The sequence below is a fragment of the Xenorhabdus sp. PB30.3 genome (assembly GCF_963895965.1).
Taxonomy (GTDB): Bacteria; Pseudomonadota; Gammaproteobacteria; order Enterobacterales; family Enterobacteriaceae; genus Xenorhabdus; species Xenorhabdus stockiae.
Genome location: NZ_CAWQMW010000155.1, coordinates 52,820 through 68,199 on the forward strand (window position 1 = coordinate 52,820; position 15,380 = coordinate 68,199).

Annotated in this window: 24 protein-coding genes; 17 read left to right on the top strand and 7 right to left on the bottom strand. The window is 40.7% G+C overall.

Annotation, left to right across the window (positions count from 1 at the left end):
* Window positions 1-42: 42 nt before the first annotated feature.
* Both AACX38_RS15370 and AACX38_RS15375 read right to left on the bottom strand, forming a co-directional pair.
* A complete protein-coding gene (locus tag AACX38_RS15370) occupies window positions 43-441 on the bottom strand; it encodes a hypothetical protein (protein ID WP_228863111.1) in 399 nt (132 codons plus the stop codon).
* Between the two features lie 214 nt (window positions 442-655).
* Window positions 656-880, bottom strand: coding sequence for a transcriptional regulator (locus AACX38_RS15375; protein WP_187650554.1), 225 nt, complete (start codon window positions 878-880; stop codon window positions 656-658).
* A 109-nt stretch (window positions 881-989) separates the two neighbouring features.
* Between AACX38_RS15375 and AACX38_RS15380 the strand changes: the two genes are divergently transcribed.
* The gene (locus AACX38_RS15380; RefSeq protein WP_228863112.1) at window positions 990-1,688 is read left to right on the top strand and encodes an XRE family transcriptional regulator; all 699 of its coding nucleotides are present in this window, start codon (window positions 990-992) and stop codon (window positions 1,686-1,688) included.
* Window positions 1,689-2,149: 461 nt separating this feature from the next.
* Here the strand turns inward: AACX38_RS15380 and AACX38_RS15385 are convergent, their stop codons facing one another.
* A complete protein-coding gene (locus AACX38_RS15385; RefSeq protein ID WP_228863113.1) occupies window positions 2,150-2,299 on the bottom strand; it encodes a hypothetical protein in 150 nt (49 codons plus the stop codon).
* A gap of 31 nt (window positions 2,300-2,330) precedes the next feature.
* On the opposite strand from AACX38_RS15385, the gene AACX38_RS15390 reads away from it, so the two are divergent.
* Window positions 2,331-2,585 (top strand): hypothetical protein, encoded by a 255-nt coding sequence (locus tag AACX38_RS15390; protein WP_228863114.1) that lies wholly within the window; start codon window positions 2,331-2,333, stop codon window positions 2,583-2,585.
* Between the two features lie 5 nt (window positions 2,586-2,590).
* On the opposite strand, the gene AACX38_RS15395 is transcribed toward AACX38_RS15390, so the two are convergent.
* The gene (locus tag AACX38_RS15395) at window positions 2,591-3,046 is read right to left on the bottom strand and encodes a hypothetical protein (RefSeq protein WP_228863115.1); all 456 of its coding nucleotides are present in this window, start codon (window positions 3,044-3,046) and stop codon (window positions 2,591-2,593) included.
* A 319-nt stretch (window positions 3,047-3,365) separates the two neighbouring features.
* Between AACX38_RS15395 and AACX38_RS15400 the strand changes: the two genes are divergently transcribed.
* The 13 genes from AACX38_RS15400 to AACX38_RS20805 all read left to right on the top strand — a co-directional run bounded on the left by AACX38_RS15400 (window position 3,366) and on the right by AACX38_RS20805 (window position 8,657).
* On the top strand, window positions 3,366-3,488 hold the full coding sequence (locus AACX38_RS15400) for a hypothetical protein (RefSeq protein WP_255711926.1): 123 nt from the start codon (window positions 3,366-3,368) through the stop codon (window positions 3,486-3,488).
* Between the two features lie 434 nt (window positions 3,489-3,922).
* Entirely contained in the window at window positions 3,923-4,051 is a 129-nt protein-coding gene (locus AACX38_RS15405; RefSeq protein ID WP_255711927.1) for a hypothetical protein, read from the top strand.
* A gap of 20 nt (window positions 4,052-4,071) precedes the next feature.
* Window positions 4,072-4,251, top strand: coding sequence for a hypothetical protein (locus AACX38_RS15410; RefSeq protein WP_228863116.1), 180 nt, complete (start codon window positions 4,072-4,074; stop codon window positions 4,249-4,251).
* Window positions 4,248-4,418: a hypothetical protein gene (locus tag AACX38_RS15415; protein WP_228863117.1), complete on the top strand. Its 171-nt coding sequence runs from the start codon at window positions 4,248-4,250 to the stop codon at window positions 4,416-4,418. Before AACX38_RS15410 ends, AACX38_RS15415 begins: the two co-directional genes overlap by 4 nt.
* A complete protein-coding gene (locus AACX38_RS15420; RefSeq protein WP_228863118.1) occupies window positions 4,415-4,750 on the top strand; it encodes a hypothetical protein in 336 nt (111 codons plus the stop codon). The genes AACX38_RS15415 and AACX38_RS15420 overlap by 4 nt, the downstream gene beginning before the upstream one ends.
* Entirely contained in the window at window positions 4,750-5,424 is a 675-nt protein-coding gene (gene exoX / locus AACX38_RS15425; RefSeq protein WP_339385693.1) for an exodeoxyribonuclease X, read from the top strand. Before AACX38_RS15420 ends, exoX begins: the two co-directional genes overlap by 1 nt.
* Window positions 5,425-5,426: 2 nt before the next feature.
* Window positions 5,427-6,044: an ERF family protein gene (locus AACX38_RS15430; protein WP_099123939.1), complete on the top strand. Its 618-nt coding sequence runs from the start codon at window positions 5,427-5,429 to the stop codon at window positions 6,042-6,044.
* Window positions 6,045-6,560: a single-stranded DNA-binding protein gene (locus AACX38_RS15435; RefSeq protein ID WP_228863119.1), complete on the top strand. Its 516-nt coding sequence runs from the start codon at window positions 6,045-6,047 to the stop codon at window positions 6,558-6,560.
* Window positions 6,561-6,871: 311 nt separating this feature from the next.
* Window positions 6,872-7,054 (top strand): hypothetical protein, encoded by a 183-nt coding sequence (locus AACX38_RS15440; protein WP_099122602.1) that lies wholly within the window; start codon window positions 6,872-6,874, stop codon window positions 7,052-7,054.
* On the top strand, window positions 7,044-7,613 hold the full coding sequence (locus AACX38_RS15445) for a hypothetical protein (protein ID WP_228863120.1): 570 nt from the start codon (window positions 7,044-7,046) through the stop codon (window positions 7,611-7,613). Before AACX38_RS15440 ends, AACX38_RS15445 begins: the two co-directional genes overlap by 11 nt.
* Window positions 7,614-7,624: 11 nt before the next feature.
* Entirely contained in the window at window positions 7,625-8,173 is a 549-nt protein-coding gene (locus AACX38_RS15450; RefSeq protein ID WP_228863121.1) for a phage N-6-adenine-methyltransferase, read from the top strand.
* On the top strand, window positions 8,155-8,334 hold the full coding sequence (locus tag AACX38_RS15455) for a hypothetical protein (protein ID WP_099122605.1): 180 nt from the start codon (window positions 8,155-8,157) through the stop codon (window positions 8,332-8,334). The genes AACX38_RS15450 and AACX38_RS15455 overlap by 19 nt, the downstream gene beginning before the upstream one ends.
* A gap of 143 nt (window positions 8,335-8,477) precedes the next feature.
* Window positions 8,478-8,657, top strand: coding sequence for a helix-turn-helix transcriptional regulator (locus AACX38_RS20805; RefSeq protein WP_193757236.1), 180 nt, complete (start codon window positions 8,478-8,480; stop codon window positions 8,655-8,657).
* Here AACX38_RS20805 and AACX38_RS15460 read toward each other — a convergent pair.
* Window positions 8,647-9,831: a tyrosine-type recombinase/integrase gene (locus AACX38_RS15460; RefSeq protein WP_099122607.1), complete on the bottom strand. Its 1,185-nt coding sequence runs from the start codon at window positions 9,829-9,831 to the stop codon at window positions 8,647-8,649. The genes AACX38_RS20805 and AACX38_RS15460 overlap by 11 nt on opposite strands.
* Before the next feature lie 166 nt (window positions 9,832-9,997).
* Here AACX38_RS15460 and AACX38_RS15465 point away from each other — a divergent pair, with 166 nt between their 5' ends.
* Both AACX38_RS15465 and AACX38_RS15470 read left to right on the top strand, forming a co-directional pair.
* Window positions 9,998-10,393 carry a hypothetical protein gene (locus tag AACX38_RS15465; protein ID WP_228863122.1) on the top strand — a complete coding sequence of 132 codons (396 nt, stop codon included), beginning with the start codon at window positions 9,998-10,000 and terminating at the stop codon, window positions 10,391-10,393.
* A 113-nt stretch (window positions 10,394-10,506) separates the two neighbouring features.
* On the top strand, window positions 10,507-11,121 hold the full coding sequence (locus tag AACX38_RS15470) for an FMN-binding negative transcriptional regulator (protein WP_255711939.1): 615 nt from the start codon (window positions 10,507-10,509) through the stop codon (window positions 11,119-11,121).
* A 257-nt stretch (window positions 11,122-11,378) separates the two neighbouring features.
* On the opposite strand, the gene cysB is transcribed toward AACX38_RS15470, so the two are convergent.
* Both cysB and topA read right to left on the bottom strand, forming a co-directional pair.
* Entirely contained in the window at window positions 11,379-12,353 is a 975-nt protein-coding gene (gene cysB / locus AACX38_RS15475) for an HTH-type transcriptional regulator CysB (protein ID WP_099122609.1), read from the bottom strand.
* Between the two features lie 343 nt (window positions 12,354-12,696).
* Window positions 12,697-15,294: a type I DNA topoisomerase gene (gene topA, locus AACX38_RS15480; RefSeq protein ID WP_228863124.1), complete on the bottom strand. Its 2,598-nt coding sequence runs from the start codon at window positions 15,292-15,294 to the stop codon at window positions 12,697-12,699.
* Between the last annotated feature and the right edge of the window lie 86 nt (window positions 15,295-15,380).

A 15,380-nucleotide genomic window follows, 5' to 3' on the forward strand; every position in this document is an offset into this window, starting at 1 on the left:
ATTGTTTTATAGGCCTCAGCTACCACCATAGTTGAGGCTTTTTCATATAAAGTTCCTGAGTTTCATTTCTGATAATTCAATTTGCTGCTTAAGCAAATATCGATATTCCTCGTAAGATATCTTCACCTCTCCATTGAAATTAAATTCCAAGTTCTGGATAGAGGCTTGTATCATCCGAATAAGCCAGTATCGATATTCTTCCTCACTAATTTTTCGTTCACCATCTTTCACTACATCGATTATTCCAGCCTGAGCCATTATTTCAGTTGTATGTTGGAGATGGTCAAGTCGTCGAGTGATGGTTGAAGTGGCTACGCCTAATTTGTTAGCTATAACTTTTTGCGTAACATCTCTGATGGGCTGCAATATCGAAGAGAGCAAATGATTACTTATAAATTTTTTACTCTCATTACGTGTATTGCGTGTGATTGCGTGTTCCATAAGTTAAATTACCCAGAGTTAAATTTGGTTTAAGTATGAAGCGAATGAATTCACTATCCTGATTAGATAGTGGTTAACACGACTTAGCCTCTTGATGAATAAGCCTTTACGGGATCTACGCCCCGATTGCCTGAGTTCTTACTCGGCGCTATTTCGATTTGCTAGGGTTCATCAATAGCTTGTCGTGAAGATAGATTGTTAAAGAGCTATGCAGTTATGCTGCGTGTTCCACGCGAGGGAACAAAAGTGGCAAATCAGGGCGAATTTCGTGGGCCTTGATTAATCCATCCGTGGCGTTAACGATGGCAAGTACTCGCTGTGGAGATACTCGCCCTCCTTTCAGCCATTTATGTACTGCTGGCTGGCTAACATCACAGAGGAGAGCCAATTTTTCTTGGCTACCAACGATCTTAATAGCACGTTGAATAACTATATTCATGGTTATGCCTCTGATAGTAATAATTGAAATTAAATATAACCAATGTTATGGATAAACGCAATAACTTTGGTTCTTTGATTTTGCATAACTGAGGTTATATATTCCACGCATGAAAACGTTATCTGAACGCCTGAAAGTCGCATTAGAAGCGGCAAAAATGTCGCAAGAGCAGTTAGCTCAAAGGGTTGGCATCTCACAGCCAGCCATAGCCAAGCTCGTTTCAGGGAAAGCTAAATCCTCCAGAAAGTCACTTGAAATTGCTCTAGCTTTGGGTGTGAATCCTACATGGCTAGTCAGTGGTAAAGGTGAAATTGCTAATCCTAATTCCCACCCTTTTGAAGAATGGGAAAATATTCAACGATGGGACAATCCAGCACCTTTAGAACTCGATGAAGTAGAAGTTCCATTTTTGACAGATATCGACTATGTATATGGTAATGGTGAATACAGTAAGCCGGACTATAAAGGGTTTAAGCTGAGATTTTTTAAGCCTACATTCAGAAGAGTTGGAGCTGACCCAGATGGTACGGGAGTGCTATGCTTCCCCGCCAAAGGTGATAGCATGGCACCTTTGATACCCAATGATGCTACCGTCGCTATTAATTGTGATGACAAAAAAGTTATAGACGGAAAAGTCTATGCAATTAATCAAAACGGATGGAAAAGAATAAAGATTCTAATCAGATCATCGCATGACAAAATCACCATCAGAAGCCTCAAAAAAGAAGAGTATCCAGATGAAGAAGTTCCAATGGATAGCGTAGAAATATTGGGTAAAGTCTTCTGGGTAGCATCCTTTTTAGATTAATCATTTCTCCATAAGGTCGCATAATGCGGCCTTTTTATTATTCCCATCTCTCATCCCCCATAACTTTTTTCAAAAAAATTCCTTTCCCGCTCAAATATTTATAACTTAATTCATATTTAACATGAAAAAAGTTATTGCCAATAATCATAACCAAAGTTATATTGAATCCATCCAAGGCACACAGCCGAAAGATAAATCAATATGCTCTTTAACAATTTGGTATTGCATCTAATGCTGAGCAGAGATATCTGCACAACTCAGTTCCCTGACATCTCCAGACCTCACGGGGTATATGGCATCTCAGGCAAGCGGCGGACAGTGTTAGGTGTATTTATCAACAATAGGAGAACCAATCATGGTTTAGCAAAGCGGATAGACCGCAAGCGTAATGCTTTGATGATGCGCTAGTGACGCATCCCTGAGTAGCCAAATGGTTAGCCTGTGTAGCGACGGGTCAAGGTTCATAGATTACAAATAGCTCCGATAAGCAGCAAGAAAGCCAGTTTTGCATCGGTTATGGCTGAAAGAAGGCACTCAAGGGCATGAGCGCGACCACTGCGAGAGTGTGGTTCAAAGTGCAGTTGGCTTTGAGGTGTGGTGATCATCGCCATAGCATCAAAGCCAATTAACGGGGGAAGTTTTATGTACGAAAATTACAAGTACGGGAATTTCGATAAACTGGAAAGTGCCATTGATGATGCTCTTAATCAGGCTCGGAAGCACCGTAAAAAAGACTTTTGGAATAATAACGAGTCGAAACCTAGTGCTACCAAACAAGAGCCTGACACTGCTAACATGCCCAGCAGCCTAATCACCGTAGTAAATAAAAAATCAGTTTCAACCAAAACCAAATCCCGCCGTTGGTTGGAGTCAGGCGGGATTACGGCTAGAGCGTAGGTATATCAGCCAATAAAGCCTACTACTTTTTTCTTGATGACATAATTTGAGCTACACGCATGACAAATCAATTCATAACAAGATGTATCCTTTGGTTGAAGTATCGATATTACCGATTCATCTACGCACTTTGTGCATATATGATGCGTAGGCTTGTCAGGATGAATTGCTGTGTCGTACGTATAAACAAGCGCACCAGATTCAAATTGATATGGTTTATACTTTTTAAATTCACGTTTAAAATTTTTAGAACGCTGGATTTTCTCTTGAAGTTCAGAGATAAGTTGTCTGTTCGCCTGTCGATCATCCTCAAGGAGTACGACACGCTCATATAACTCTGATGACTTATCAATCATGTCCTGAATTTCTTTTCTGACTTCATCACTGACTTTTTTATCAAAAATCTTCTTACCAATACCTGATATATCTTTCACGATATTCAATGCAGTACTAATGGGCATTCAATTGCTCTCACTTTTGTAGGGGTGAGAATATGTTAACTGATTTCTCACTGTAGGGGTACAGTGGAACTCACGCCGCCTGAGTGAGTAATCAAAGCAGGCACAGCCTTTTTGTGTGTTGTGGTAAACCACAAAACCACTGCCGCCTGAGGTGGTTAAATATGCAGGTACATCCTATTTTGTTGCTGGGGAGTAACAAAACCACCTCGCCTGATGTGGCTAAAAGCAGACAATTAACTTCGAGTCATTCCAAATAAACAATATTAATTCTGAGGGTATAAATATGGATATCGAATTCATCAACGAAGTTAGAGTTTCTATGAAACTTAACCGCCAGTCTGCTATTAAATGGCGTGATGACTGCACATTGCGTAAATCTTTCATCAAATTAGCATGGGCTAAGCGTCAATTTATCCGCGAACAAGTAGCTATCTATGGTTAATTAACTCCAGCTCATTTCCGAGTGGGCTGTGGTGAGTTACTCTGATATATTCATGGATTCGACAATGGGATTCATGAGGGATTATGTGTGGATGAAGTGGTAAGAACAATAGTTTTGCTTTTTGAAACTTATTTTTATCTATTTAGTTTCGCTTGGTGGATTACTATTCCTATAGGGATAATCTTCATACTTTTGGCTTTTTTATTTAAAACAAAATTTAGCAAAATAACATTTTCAATATTGGCTATATTCTTTGCATTTCCATCAATATTTGTATTTTTGTTGATGATGCTATTTAAATTTATTTATTAAATAACCAAACACCAGCCTCGCCAATACGAGGCTTTTTATTACCTGAATTAATTCGCTAGCCTCAAAAATAAATCCAACACCAGGGATCTTATTAATCGTTTTCACTAACGAGGGGTTTTTACATGCGTAATAACATGCACGATGGCAGCGCGGTCATTCCCGCAAAACCACAAGCAGTCAGGAACAGGCGCACATGGAAGCGCCGAATTACTCTCTTTCTCATCTCATTAACTGTATTTATTCCCGTTTAATCACAATGGAGAAATAACACATGCGTCTCACAAGATTTGCAGTTAAAAAACGCCACGGCATGGAACAAATAGCACGAATTGCTCAAGAGAATGAATTAACCGAATCAGAACTTGATGATCTGGTTAATGAAATTAAGTTCAGATTATTGATGGCGCGGAGCAAAAAACAAACAGCCAAATCTGAAAGGATCCCACTATGAGAAATTTCGATTACAACACTCACACCAATCCCGATAAAAAATCTCAGCAGCGACAATACACGGAAGAACAAATCACCGAACACAACTGGCGGCAATATGAAAGGGAGGTATTAGGCAGAGAAGGATTACCAGCCAGTGAGATGGAATTTAGGGGGGATTTCAGATGAACACTTATCCCCGCAGATCGCCCGGCTGTTTTGTGCCAAAAGACCCGAAGGAGAAAGAGCAGTACCTGGATGAACTGGTCGCGGCAATCAGTAATAAAACGCCACATCCCGCAATCATGAGTGCTAAGGAGCGTGTCTTAGCAGAGCGACTCTTCAATATTAACTATAAATCTTCATTTAACCCGCCCCTACCTCAGCATATGCAAGAACAGCGTGATGAAGAGATACGTCAGGGGTGGCGAGAATACTGGTCAAAGAATAGTAAAGAGCACGATCACTATCGGGGTGAATCACCTCGCCGCCATAATGGTGGTATCTGGACAGGAGATTAATTTTGACAATTTACAGAGTAGTAGACACCGAAACCTGCAACATGGACAGCGGGATTGTAGAGATAGCCAGCATTGACATTGTAGGTAACATCATAAATTACATGGAAAAACAATCTCATTTCGTCAATCCCCAACAACCCATCTCAGTCGGGGCAATGGCGATTCACCATATTACGGATGAAATGGTCGCTAATTCTCCGCTAATTAATGATGTTATTACTAAATACAAAGGGGCTGACTTTCTGGTTGCACATAATGCTACTTTCGATTCACGTATGATGCCGGAGATGGACGCACCGTTTATCTGTACATTGAAATTAGCCAAGCGTTTGTGGCCAGACATGGAAAGTCACAGCAACCAATATCTCCGGTATGCACTAAAACTGGATGTTTTTGTACCGGATGGGTTACATGCACACAGGGCACTGTATGACTGCATAGTCACCGCCGCACTATTTAAACGTATCAAGGATGAATCAGGTTGGTCTGATGAAGAGATGCTGGAGATTAGTCACCAGCCCTCATTGCTGCACAAGTTCAGATTTGGCAAGCACAAAGGCATGACATTTGAAGAGGTTAAGAAAACTAACCCCAGCTATTTTGCGTGGCTATTAAAACAGCCTGACATTGATCCTGATATTGAATTCACCCTCAATTATTGGTTATCGAGGTAGTTATGAGTGCAGTCTACAAAGCTATCAGTAATGTTGCCAAAGAACTGGCTGAAACAGGGATTAAAAAAAACAGCGAGAATAAAGTTCAAAAGTTCATGTTCAGGGGGATTGATGCTGTTTATAACGCACTAGCCCCGGCACTAGTCAAACATGGATTACTTATCTTGCCACGCATAACTGAACGCACCGTAACAGAACGGGCCACAAAAACAGGAGGTGCGCTGTTTTATGTCGTCGTCAAAGCTGAATTTGACTTTATCGCCACAGAAGATGGCAGCAAGCATACTGTGACCACGTTTGGTGAAGCGATGGATAGCGGAGACAAAGCAACGAACAAAGCTATGTCCATCGCATATAAATATGCTGCATTTCAGGCGTTCTGTATTCCAACCGAAGAAACAGCCATTGATGCTGACGCAGAAATCCATCATGTGGCATCTAAAGGAGCCGATGAAATTTTGCGGGATTTTACTGAATATGCAACTCATGAAAGCAGCAGAGAAAAACTACAGCAACAATATTCCGATACATGGAAATCACTGGAAGGACACCCAGATTTGCAAGAAAAATGTAAGGAAGTAACCGGGATTAGATTTAAAGAACTGAAACAGGCGGCATAAATGGCACAACGCGGAGTTAACAAAGTTATTTTATTAGGCAACTTAGGGCAGGATCCTGAAGTGCGTTATTCGCCAAACGGGGGCGCAGTGGCAAATATCACACTAGCCACCTCTGAAACATGGCGGGATAAGCAATCCGGGGAGATGAAGGAAAAAACGGAATGGCACAGAATTGTGATATTCGGGAAACTCGCCGAAGTTGCCGGTGAATACCTGAAAAAAGGCAGCCAGGTTTACATTGAAGGCCAGTTACAAACACGAAAGTGGCAAGACCAACAAGGACAGGATCGCTATTCAACTGAAGTGGTGGTAAATATCGGTGGAACGATGCAGATGCTAGGAGCCAGACAGGAAAACCAGCAGTCACCACAGCAGCACCCAAGACAGCAACAACAATCTCAGGGATGGGGGAAACCACAACGGCCACAATCAACACCGCCAATGGATTTTGCCGATGACGTGCCATTCGCTCCAATCGGCAAGCAATACCCCAACCATACTATCTACGTGATTTAACCAAAACAACTCTCCCCCCAACTTAGGATATGGTAACTCATGGTCTGCATTCTGGCCTGCGATGGGCTGCTCGTTATCTGATTTTGTTCTCAAGGCTGATAACGGGTATCTCATTGGATATCTTGCTCCAGCGCTAAACACTGATAGTCCAAAATACAAAAGGATGGATTCTCGTTTAAATGCTGTGAAAGAAGCATTGAGGAGATTACATGTATAGCAACTCAATTAGACATCAGTTTTAACACCTGTCACTTCGGCTGGTTTGATACTGATATATGTAAGAAAGCAGAGAGTATATGTAGGAGGTTTAGGTGAGAAATGACAAAATAGTATGCGCTAAACGTAAATGCAAGCATGTTCATTATGAAAACGATAGAGTTCCAATTTCAGATCCTGAATTTCCAGATTTTGCATTTATCCAAACTTGTCCAAAATGCGGAGCCGATAATTATTATATAATAGAAGAATCAGGAGAGAATAATAATGAAAAATGATGTAATTGAATTGGCGCGGGAAATAGAAACTTTGCAAGTTAAAGCAGCAATGGAGCTATCTAATTCTTGGATAATAGAGAGACTTTTACTAGCAAATGCAGCCGCACTCTGCTTGTTAGAAAAAGGAGATAAAGAGCAGGCTATAGCTTGGATGGAAGGCCTTTTTGATTGGACTGAGGAAGATTTATTATCTGAGGCAAAAAGTAATTCAGATGATTTAGATTGTTGGGTTAATAAACGTATGGAAAATGAAGTAAGCACAACCAAAGCACTGGAAATCATTCGCTCAGAAATGCCTAACATTGAAGCAGTGAGAAATGCGCCAATGGAATCCAAAGAGACACTTCAATTCACCGCCGAAATAGAATTAACTGATTTCGTTCATATTGGCAATGATAAAACGATGGCAGTTGGAAAGATATTTAACGATAACTGCAACCGATTTAAAGATGGAACTCAGATAAGAACTTCATTAGTGCAAAATTCTGAAACTTACAAATCAGACGGATATATTAAAACCCAAAACTCAGTTTATAAGATACGTCACCCAAACAAATAACTGGAAATAATATGGCAGATTTTGGAGGTAGTAATACCCCTCCCGAATTTAAAGATTTATGGCAAACTCCCCTTCCGTTATTTAAAGCACTCGACCTAGAATTTAACTTTACCCTTGATGTAGCAGCATCTGCTCAAAACGCGCTGTGCACACATTATCTCACAGAACGAGATAATGCACTGGAGTCTGACTGGGTGAGCCACGGTGCTATCTGGTGTAACCCGCCTTACTCCAATATTGGGCCGTGGATAGAGAAAGCCACCATCGAATACCAAAAGCAATTACAGCCAGTCGTTATGTTAGTTCCGTCTGATACCTCTGTGGGCTGGTTCAAGTTGGCGCTGGAGACGGTTGATGAAATCAGATTAATAACGGGAGGAAGAGTTCAATTTATACCAGTAGAACAAAGAAAGAGAAATTCAAATACAAAAGGTTCCATGTTTTTAATTTGGCGACCTTTCATTACCCCTCGAAAACTAATAACCACTGTTGATAAAGAATACCTATTCAATATAGGTAATAACGAAATAAGGAAAATAGAATGCAATCACCAAAAATAGCAATATCTATCCCTAGAACCACAGCAGAGAAAATTACTAATCCCGGTAGAGAAGTCCCAGATGAAATATTGGCAGATTTTGTCACAGATCTCGTTGTAGAGGGATTACTGTCGATTAGCTTTCCTGAGTCAGAGGTGAACATCACCATCACCGATGACTAACGAATTCGAGAACGTAAGGAGGAAGGCGGCAAGGGATTGTCAATGACTGATTAATTAAAGAACACAAAAAAGAAGACAGCAATGGATTGCCTCAATTATATTAAATTCATTCAAATAAACAATAAAGATAAATGAGGGTAAAAATGGAAAAACTACTAAGCACAAAACAAGTGTGTGAAACAATTTCTATAAGTAAGCCAACTCTATACAGAAAGATTGGGTCTGGGCAGATACCTAAACCTCTTAAGGATGGCAGGACATCTAAATGGAAAGAGAGTGATATATCGGAATACATCAACTCTCTATCAAGGGCTAGCTATTAATTATATCAAGCAAGGTTTTTTCCCATATATTCATCATCTCCCTCCTCTCTGCCATGTATTCAGCGTGATTATATGCAGCTATCGTTTTATTTCGTTCTGAGTGAGATAGCTGCTTCTCTATCACCTCTCTTCTGAATCCCATCTCATATAGCATTGTTGATGCTGTGGCTCTAAAATCATGACACGTGATCTCCCCGCGCTTAAACCCCATCTTCTCTATTGCATTATTTGGGGTTACAGAGCTTATTTCTTTTGTGCCGTTCACGCTAAAAATTAGGCTATCCCTGTTTTCTTTTGAATTTAGCTTTATGTCATTAAGCAAAGAAATTACATGGCATGACAACGGAACTGAATGGTTCCTGCCCATTTTCATCTTTTCTCCACCTATTACCCATATCTTATTATCAAAATCAAATTCACCCCATGATGAAAATCTAAGCTCAGATTGTCTAACAAAAACAAATGGCAATATTCTAAGGAATGATTTAACTATAAAAGATGAATTTGAGCTATTCAGCCTATCGAAGTACAGTTTTATCTCTTCCCTTGATAGGCACCTTGAGTGATTTGTCTTTGGCTTTATTATTGCGCCAGATAGTGGTTGTGATGGATCATAGTCAGTTTTTAGATTTGATATTGCGTATTTGAATACTGACGCGCACAAGAACCTAACTCTTATTGATACTGACGGAGAACCCGCACTTTCCAGTGATTTCATCACCTTTAATATGTCAGATGATGTTACATCTTTTATAGGCTTGTCACCAAATGCAGGATAACAATTTCTTATCAGTGCTCTTCTGTACTTGTAGATTGTCCATTCACCGATAGTTTTTTCTTTTCTTAATAGCCATTCTTCTGATATTGCTTTGAATGTGTTCTCTTTTTCTTTTTCCTTATCCTCCATTTCCCTTTTTCTTTTATCTGTTGGGTTTATTCCTTCCTTGGCAACACCTCTAGCCCACTCTGCTTCTTCCCTTGCTTTGGCTAAGGTAACATATGGATACTCACCAATAGTGTATCTTCCATCTTTAGTTGGAGTTAACCAAAATCTATACCGCCAAAATTTGGCACCAGATGGCCTAACCTCAAGATATAGCCCTCTCCCATCTGATAGGTTATATGGCTTATCTTTTGGTTTTGCGTTCCTTACCTTTACTTCTGTTAATGACATGACAGGACTCCTGTTAATTCGTTGTCCTGTACGTTGTCCGGTTTTTGATGATATGTCAATATACCAATTGATATCGCATGATACTGATGACCTTGATAAGACTTAGATTATTCAGCTATTGTGATACCAGTTGGGACTTCATGATATCTCAGTTTTTATTTTCGTTGTGAATACTAACTCTCCGGGCATGAAGAGCTTTTCACAGTTTCTGCAAAAACAGGGGGATGCTATCAGACTCGGGCTGAAAAAAAATGATGACCGTTATTCAACAATCACACTGGCAAGCATCATTGAGGCAGTCGGTAACGATAATCAAGTCATATATATTCCCAAAATAAAGCTTTTTAAGCTGGATTTTGACAGAACAAATTCAGAAGTTACATCAAATTGCGCTTCCAATGAAACTATCAATGTTGAATTTAATTACTCTTCCTGCGTGTCATTATTTGATTATCAGGCATTGGAAGATCCAGAAATAAAATCGGCTTTTGAAAGTTTTCTTCTTAAAAACAAACGAGCATCAATAGAAAAATCAGATAACTTTTTTAGCGGTGAATTTTAAAAACAGAAAGTTATAAATTTTAGTTTGAATAATATATTCATATATGATTGTTATATTATTATGTCAGCGTTATTCTGAAACCAGTTAAATTTATTGTTATCGGAGTGATAGACATGTATACGCCTCACAAAATGCAAATGCAGGACAGAGAAGATATTACTAAGTTTATTTCTACTTATAGCTTTGGATTGCTGGTTTCTCCCTCTTTGACCGGAACACATCTTCCTTTAGTCCTGAATCCCGATGAAGGAGAATATGGTACACTATACGGCCATATATCTAAGGCCAACCCACACTGGAAAGAATTAGAAAATCAGCCTGTTCTCGCCGTTTTTACCGGCCCTCATGCCTATATATCACCTACGTGGTATGAATCTGAACACGCTGTACCCACCTGGAATTACACTGCCGTTCACTGTTACGGTGTCACAAAATTTTTAAATAGCAATGAAACTCAATCAGCTTTAGAAGATTTAGTTAATAAATATGAGCCGGGGCTAATGAACAACACGGAGTTAATGCCAGAGGAATATCTCAATAAACAACGTCAGGCAATTGTCGGATTTAAAATCATCATCACAAAAATAGATGCAAAAGAAAAACTGGGGCAGCATAAAAATCAAGGTGATCAAAGAGGCGTTTTTTCCTCTTTGAAGGAAAGTAAAATACCAGATAATAAAGAACTCGCTAATTATATGAAAGTGCGTAACGTCGGAACCGGAGAATAATTAAACAGTCTTTTAACTCTATAAAGATTGTTTATTGCTTGTTTTTATTCATGAGATACAGAAAAGCAGAGGAAAATAGCCGTGGCTATTTTCCTCTGCTTTTCTCTGAACCCATACTGCGCTTATACACAATGGATTTCAAGATGCGTCGCGGCGGCAAGGGAGAGAATCCCCAGGAGCATAGATAACTATGTGACTGGGGTGAACGGGCGCAGCCAACAAAGAGGCAACTTGAAAGACGAAGTGTATATACCATTTTATATAATCGGTAATTCAATATCCTTGAACATTTCTTCAATTTCTTCATTAGATCGCAAGGCAACCGCTTGATCCACAACATTACGGGTTAAATGTGGAGCAAAACGCCAGATGAAATCGTACATGTAGCTACGCAGGAAGCTGCTACGACGGAAACCAATCTTAGTTGTGCTGTAACTGAACTTATCACGCATGTCGATTCGAACCAGATCACTGTCCTGAACCGGCTCTACCGCCATACTGGCAATAACACCTATTCCCAGTCCCAGACGGACATATGTCTTAATCACATCGGCATCTGTCGCGGTGAATACAATTTTAGGTTTAAGTCCTGCACGGTCAAAAGCAACATCCAGCTCAGAACGCCCCGTAAAACCAAAGGTGTAGGTCACAATCGGGTATTCTGCCAGCTCTTCAATGGTTACATTTTGTTTTGTCGCCAATGGGTGATCTTTGGTGACAACGACCGAACGATTCCAGTGGTAGCAAGGCAACATGATGAGATCACTATAAAGATGAAGCGCTTCAGTGGCGATTGCAAAATCACTGTTCCCTTTACAGACCTCTTCTGCAATTTGAGTTGGTGAGCCCTGATGCATATGAAGGGAAACATTAGGATAACGCTCAATAAAACCTTTAATAACAGGCGGTAATGCATACCTTGCCTGTGTGTGTGTCGTCGCAATATATAAAGACCCACGATCAGGGTAAGTGTGTTCACTGGCAACTGAGCGAATCGAATCAATTTTTGACAGAACTTCACGTGAAATACGGACGATTTCCTCACCAGCCGGTGTAACGTGTGTCAGATGTTTTCCACTGCGCGCAAATATTTGAATACCCAGCTCATCTTCAAGCATCCTTACTTGTTTGCTGATCCCTGGTTGAGAGGTATACAATCCTTCCGCCGTAGAAGAGACATTCAGGTTGTGATTAACCACTTCAACGATATAACGTAATTGCTGTAGTTTCATATCAGCACTGTCCCTAAATTGTAATTTATATACGAATGTTTTTTGTAGTTTATATCAGCTCTATATTGCTAACAGTTATTCACTTATAACCATATAGAATATATTTATGTAGACATATAACTACTATAACACTTGCTGTATATATATATAACAAATAATTAGGGACAATAACGATTATTAATTATGGTCTATAAAAATATTATGTTTAAATTCTTCATAAAAACAAAAAAAGCCAGTCCTGAGAACTGGCTTTCCAGAAAAAAAAGTCATATTTTAAGTCAAAAATAAAATATCTGTCTGATTATATTTCAATGGATTGGCTGGCAACCCATTATAATAATCATCACTTTTCTTTGACCGTCCATGTACCATCAACAAAAAATGCTGTCCAACCCGTCGCTTTACCATTTTTCTCTGAAGAGACATATTGTTGTTTTGTCTTACGGCTAAAACGCACAATTGTTTTATTCCCTTCAGGGTCTTCAGTCGGTGCTTCCGCCAGATAACGCAATTTCTCAGGTAAACGGTCTTTAAACTGAGCCAGTTCTTCAACTAAAGGTGCACGTGTTTCACGTGATTTCGGGAATGTGCTGGCAGCCAAAAATACACCGGCAGCCCCATCACGCAGAACGAAATAAGCATCTGACTTTTCACACGGCAACTCAGGTAATGGCACGGGATCTTCCTTCGGTGGTGCAACTTCCCCACTACGCAAGATCTTGCGGGTATTTTTGCACCCTTCGTTTGTGCATCCCATATATTTGCCGAAACGCCCCATTTTCAGGTGCATTTCCGAGCCACATTTATCACATTCAACGATAGGGCCGTCATAACCTTTGATACGGAATTCGCCGTTCTCTACTTCGTAGCCATCACAAGCAGGGTTATTACCGCAGACGTGTAATTTACGCTGGGTATCAATCAAATAACTGTCCATTGCTGTGCCACATTTAGAGCAGCGACGGCGGGCACGTAGCGCGTTCGTTTCCGCATCATCGCCTTCAAGAATGTTCAGTATTTCATTTTCCGGGATCAGGTTAATAGTTTGCTTACAACGCTCTTTTGGAGACAATGCATAACCTGAACAACCTAAAAATACACCTGTCGTTGCGGTACGGATCCCCATCGGGCGACTACAGGTCGGGCATTCAATAGAAGTAATGACCATCGGATTCGGGCGCATTCCGCCTTCTTCCGGGTCTTTGCTGGCGATGTCCAGTTGCTCACTGAAATTGACGAAAAACTCATCCAATACGCCTTTCCAGTTTGCTTCATTGTTTGCAACGTGATCGAGCTGATCTTCCATTCTTGCCGTAAAATCATAGTTCATCAGCTCGTTAAAGTTTTCTTCTAAACGATCGTTGACAATTTCACCCATTTTTTCCGCGTAGAAGCGGCGATTCTCAACCCGCACATAACCACGATCCTGAATGGTGGAAATGATTGAAGCATAAGTAGATGGACGGCCAATACCCCGTTTCTCCAACTCCTTAACCAGTGACGCTTCACTAAAACGCGCCGGTGGCTTAGTAAAATGCTGGCTTGGGAGCAATTTTTGTAAATCAAGGCCAGTCCCTACTTCCACGATAGGCAAAGTGCGGTCATCATCCCCTTTACGCAAAGCAGGCATAACTTTTGTCCAGCCATCAAAACGTAAGGTACGGCCTTTTGCCCGCAATTCGAAATCGCCGGCCTGAACAGTCAGTGTGGTTGAATCGTATTTTGCCGGAGTCATCTGACAGGCAATAAACTGGCGCCAGATAAGCTGATACAATTTCTGGGCATCAGCTTCCATATCTTTCAGTGCTTCAGCCATAATCTCAACATTAGACGGCCGGATAGCTTCATGAGCTTCCTGCGAATTCTCTTTGCTGCTGTAAATATTGGCTTCTTTAGGCAGATATTTATCACCAAAGTTATCACTGATGTAACCGCGCACCATGCTCAAAGCATCCTGACTCAGATTGGTAGAATCAGTACGCATATAAGTAATGTGGCCTGCTTCATATAATTTCTGAGCCATCATCATGGTTTTCTTTACGCCAAAGCCTAACCGGGTACTGGCAGCCTGTTGCAGCGTAGAAGTAATAAACGGCGCACTCGGCTTACTTGATGTTGGGCGATCTTCACGGTCAGTGATCTTATAACTGGCTTTTTCAAGTAAAGAAACGGCAGCCTGAGTCTGTTGAGCGTTAACTGGCTTAAATGGTTTACCCTCTTTATGGGTAACTTCCATATGGAGCTCAACGCCCCCTTTAGCCATGAGATCCGCATATATCTGCCAGTATTCTTCCGGAACGAATGCTTTAATTTCCCGTTCACGATCAACAACAAGACGGACAGCTACGGATTGAACACGGCCAGCAGACAACCCTCTGGCAACCTTTTTCCACAATAATGGTGAAACCATGTAACCAACCACGCGATCCATAAAACGGCGCGCCTGTTGTGCATTAACACGGTCAAGATTCAACTCACCCGGCTTATCAAAAGCCTGAGTAATAGCGTTTTTGGTAATTTCATTAAAAACAACACGGCTGAAACGTGTATCGTCTCCGCCAATGACTTCCCGCAAATGCCAGGCAATGGCTTCTCCTTCGCGATCAAGATCCGTTGCCAGATAAATATGCTGTGCTTTTTCAGCCAGTGTTTTCAGCTCTGCTACCACTTTTTCTTTGCCGGGCAAGATCTGATAATTCGCTTCCCAGCCATGGTAAGGGTTAACTCCCATTCGGTTAACCAGCGCTGTTTTCTCATCTTTTTTAGTTTTCTTTTTATTCTTATCGGTAGATGAGCTCGAACTCTTTTGACTCGTTGTACCACTGGTCGGCAAATCACGGATATGACCAACGCTGGATTTCACAACGTAGTCATTTCCCAGATATTTATTGATTGTTTTGGCTTTTGCCGGGGACTCCACTATAACAAGAGCTTTACCCATAGTTACCTTTACCTAATTATCTTCTTTTCAGATGGCGAAAATTACGAAGTTATGTTGCGGTATATAAAATAGATCTCTTTTTATAT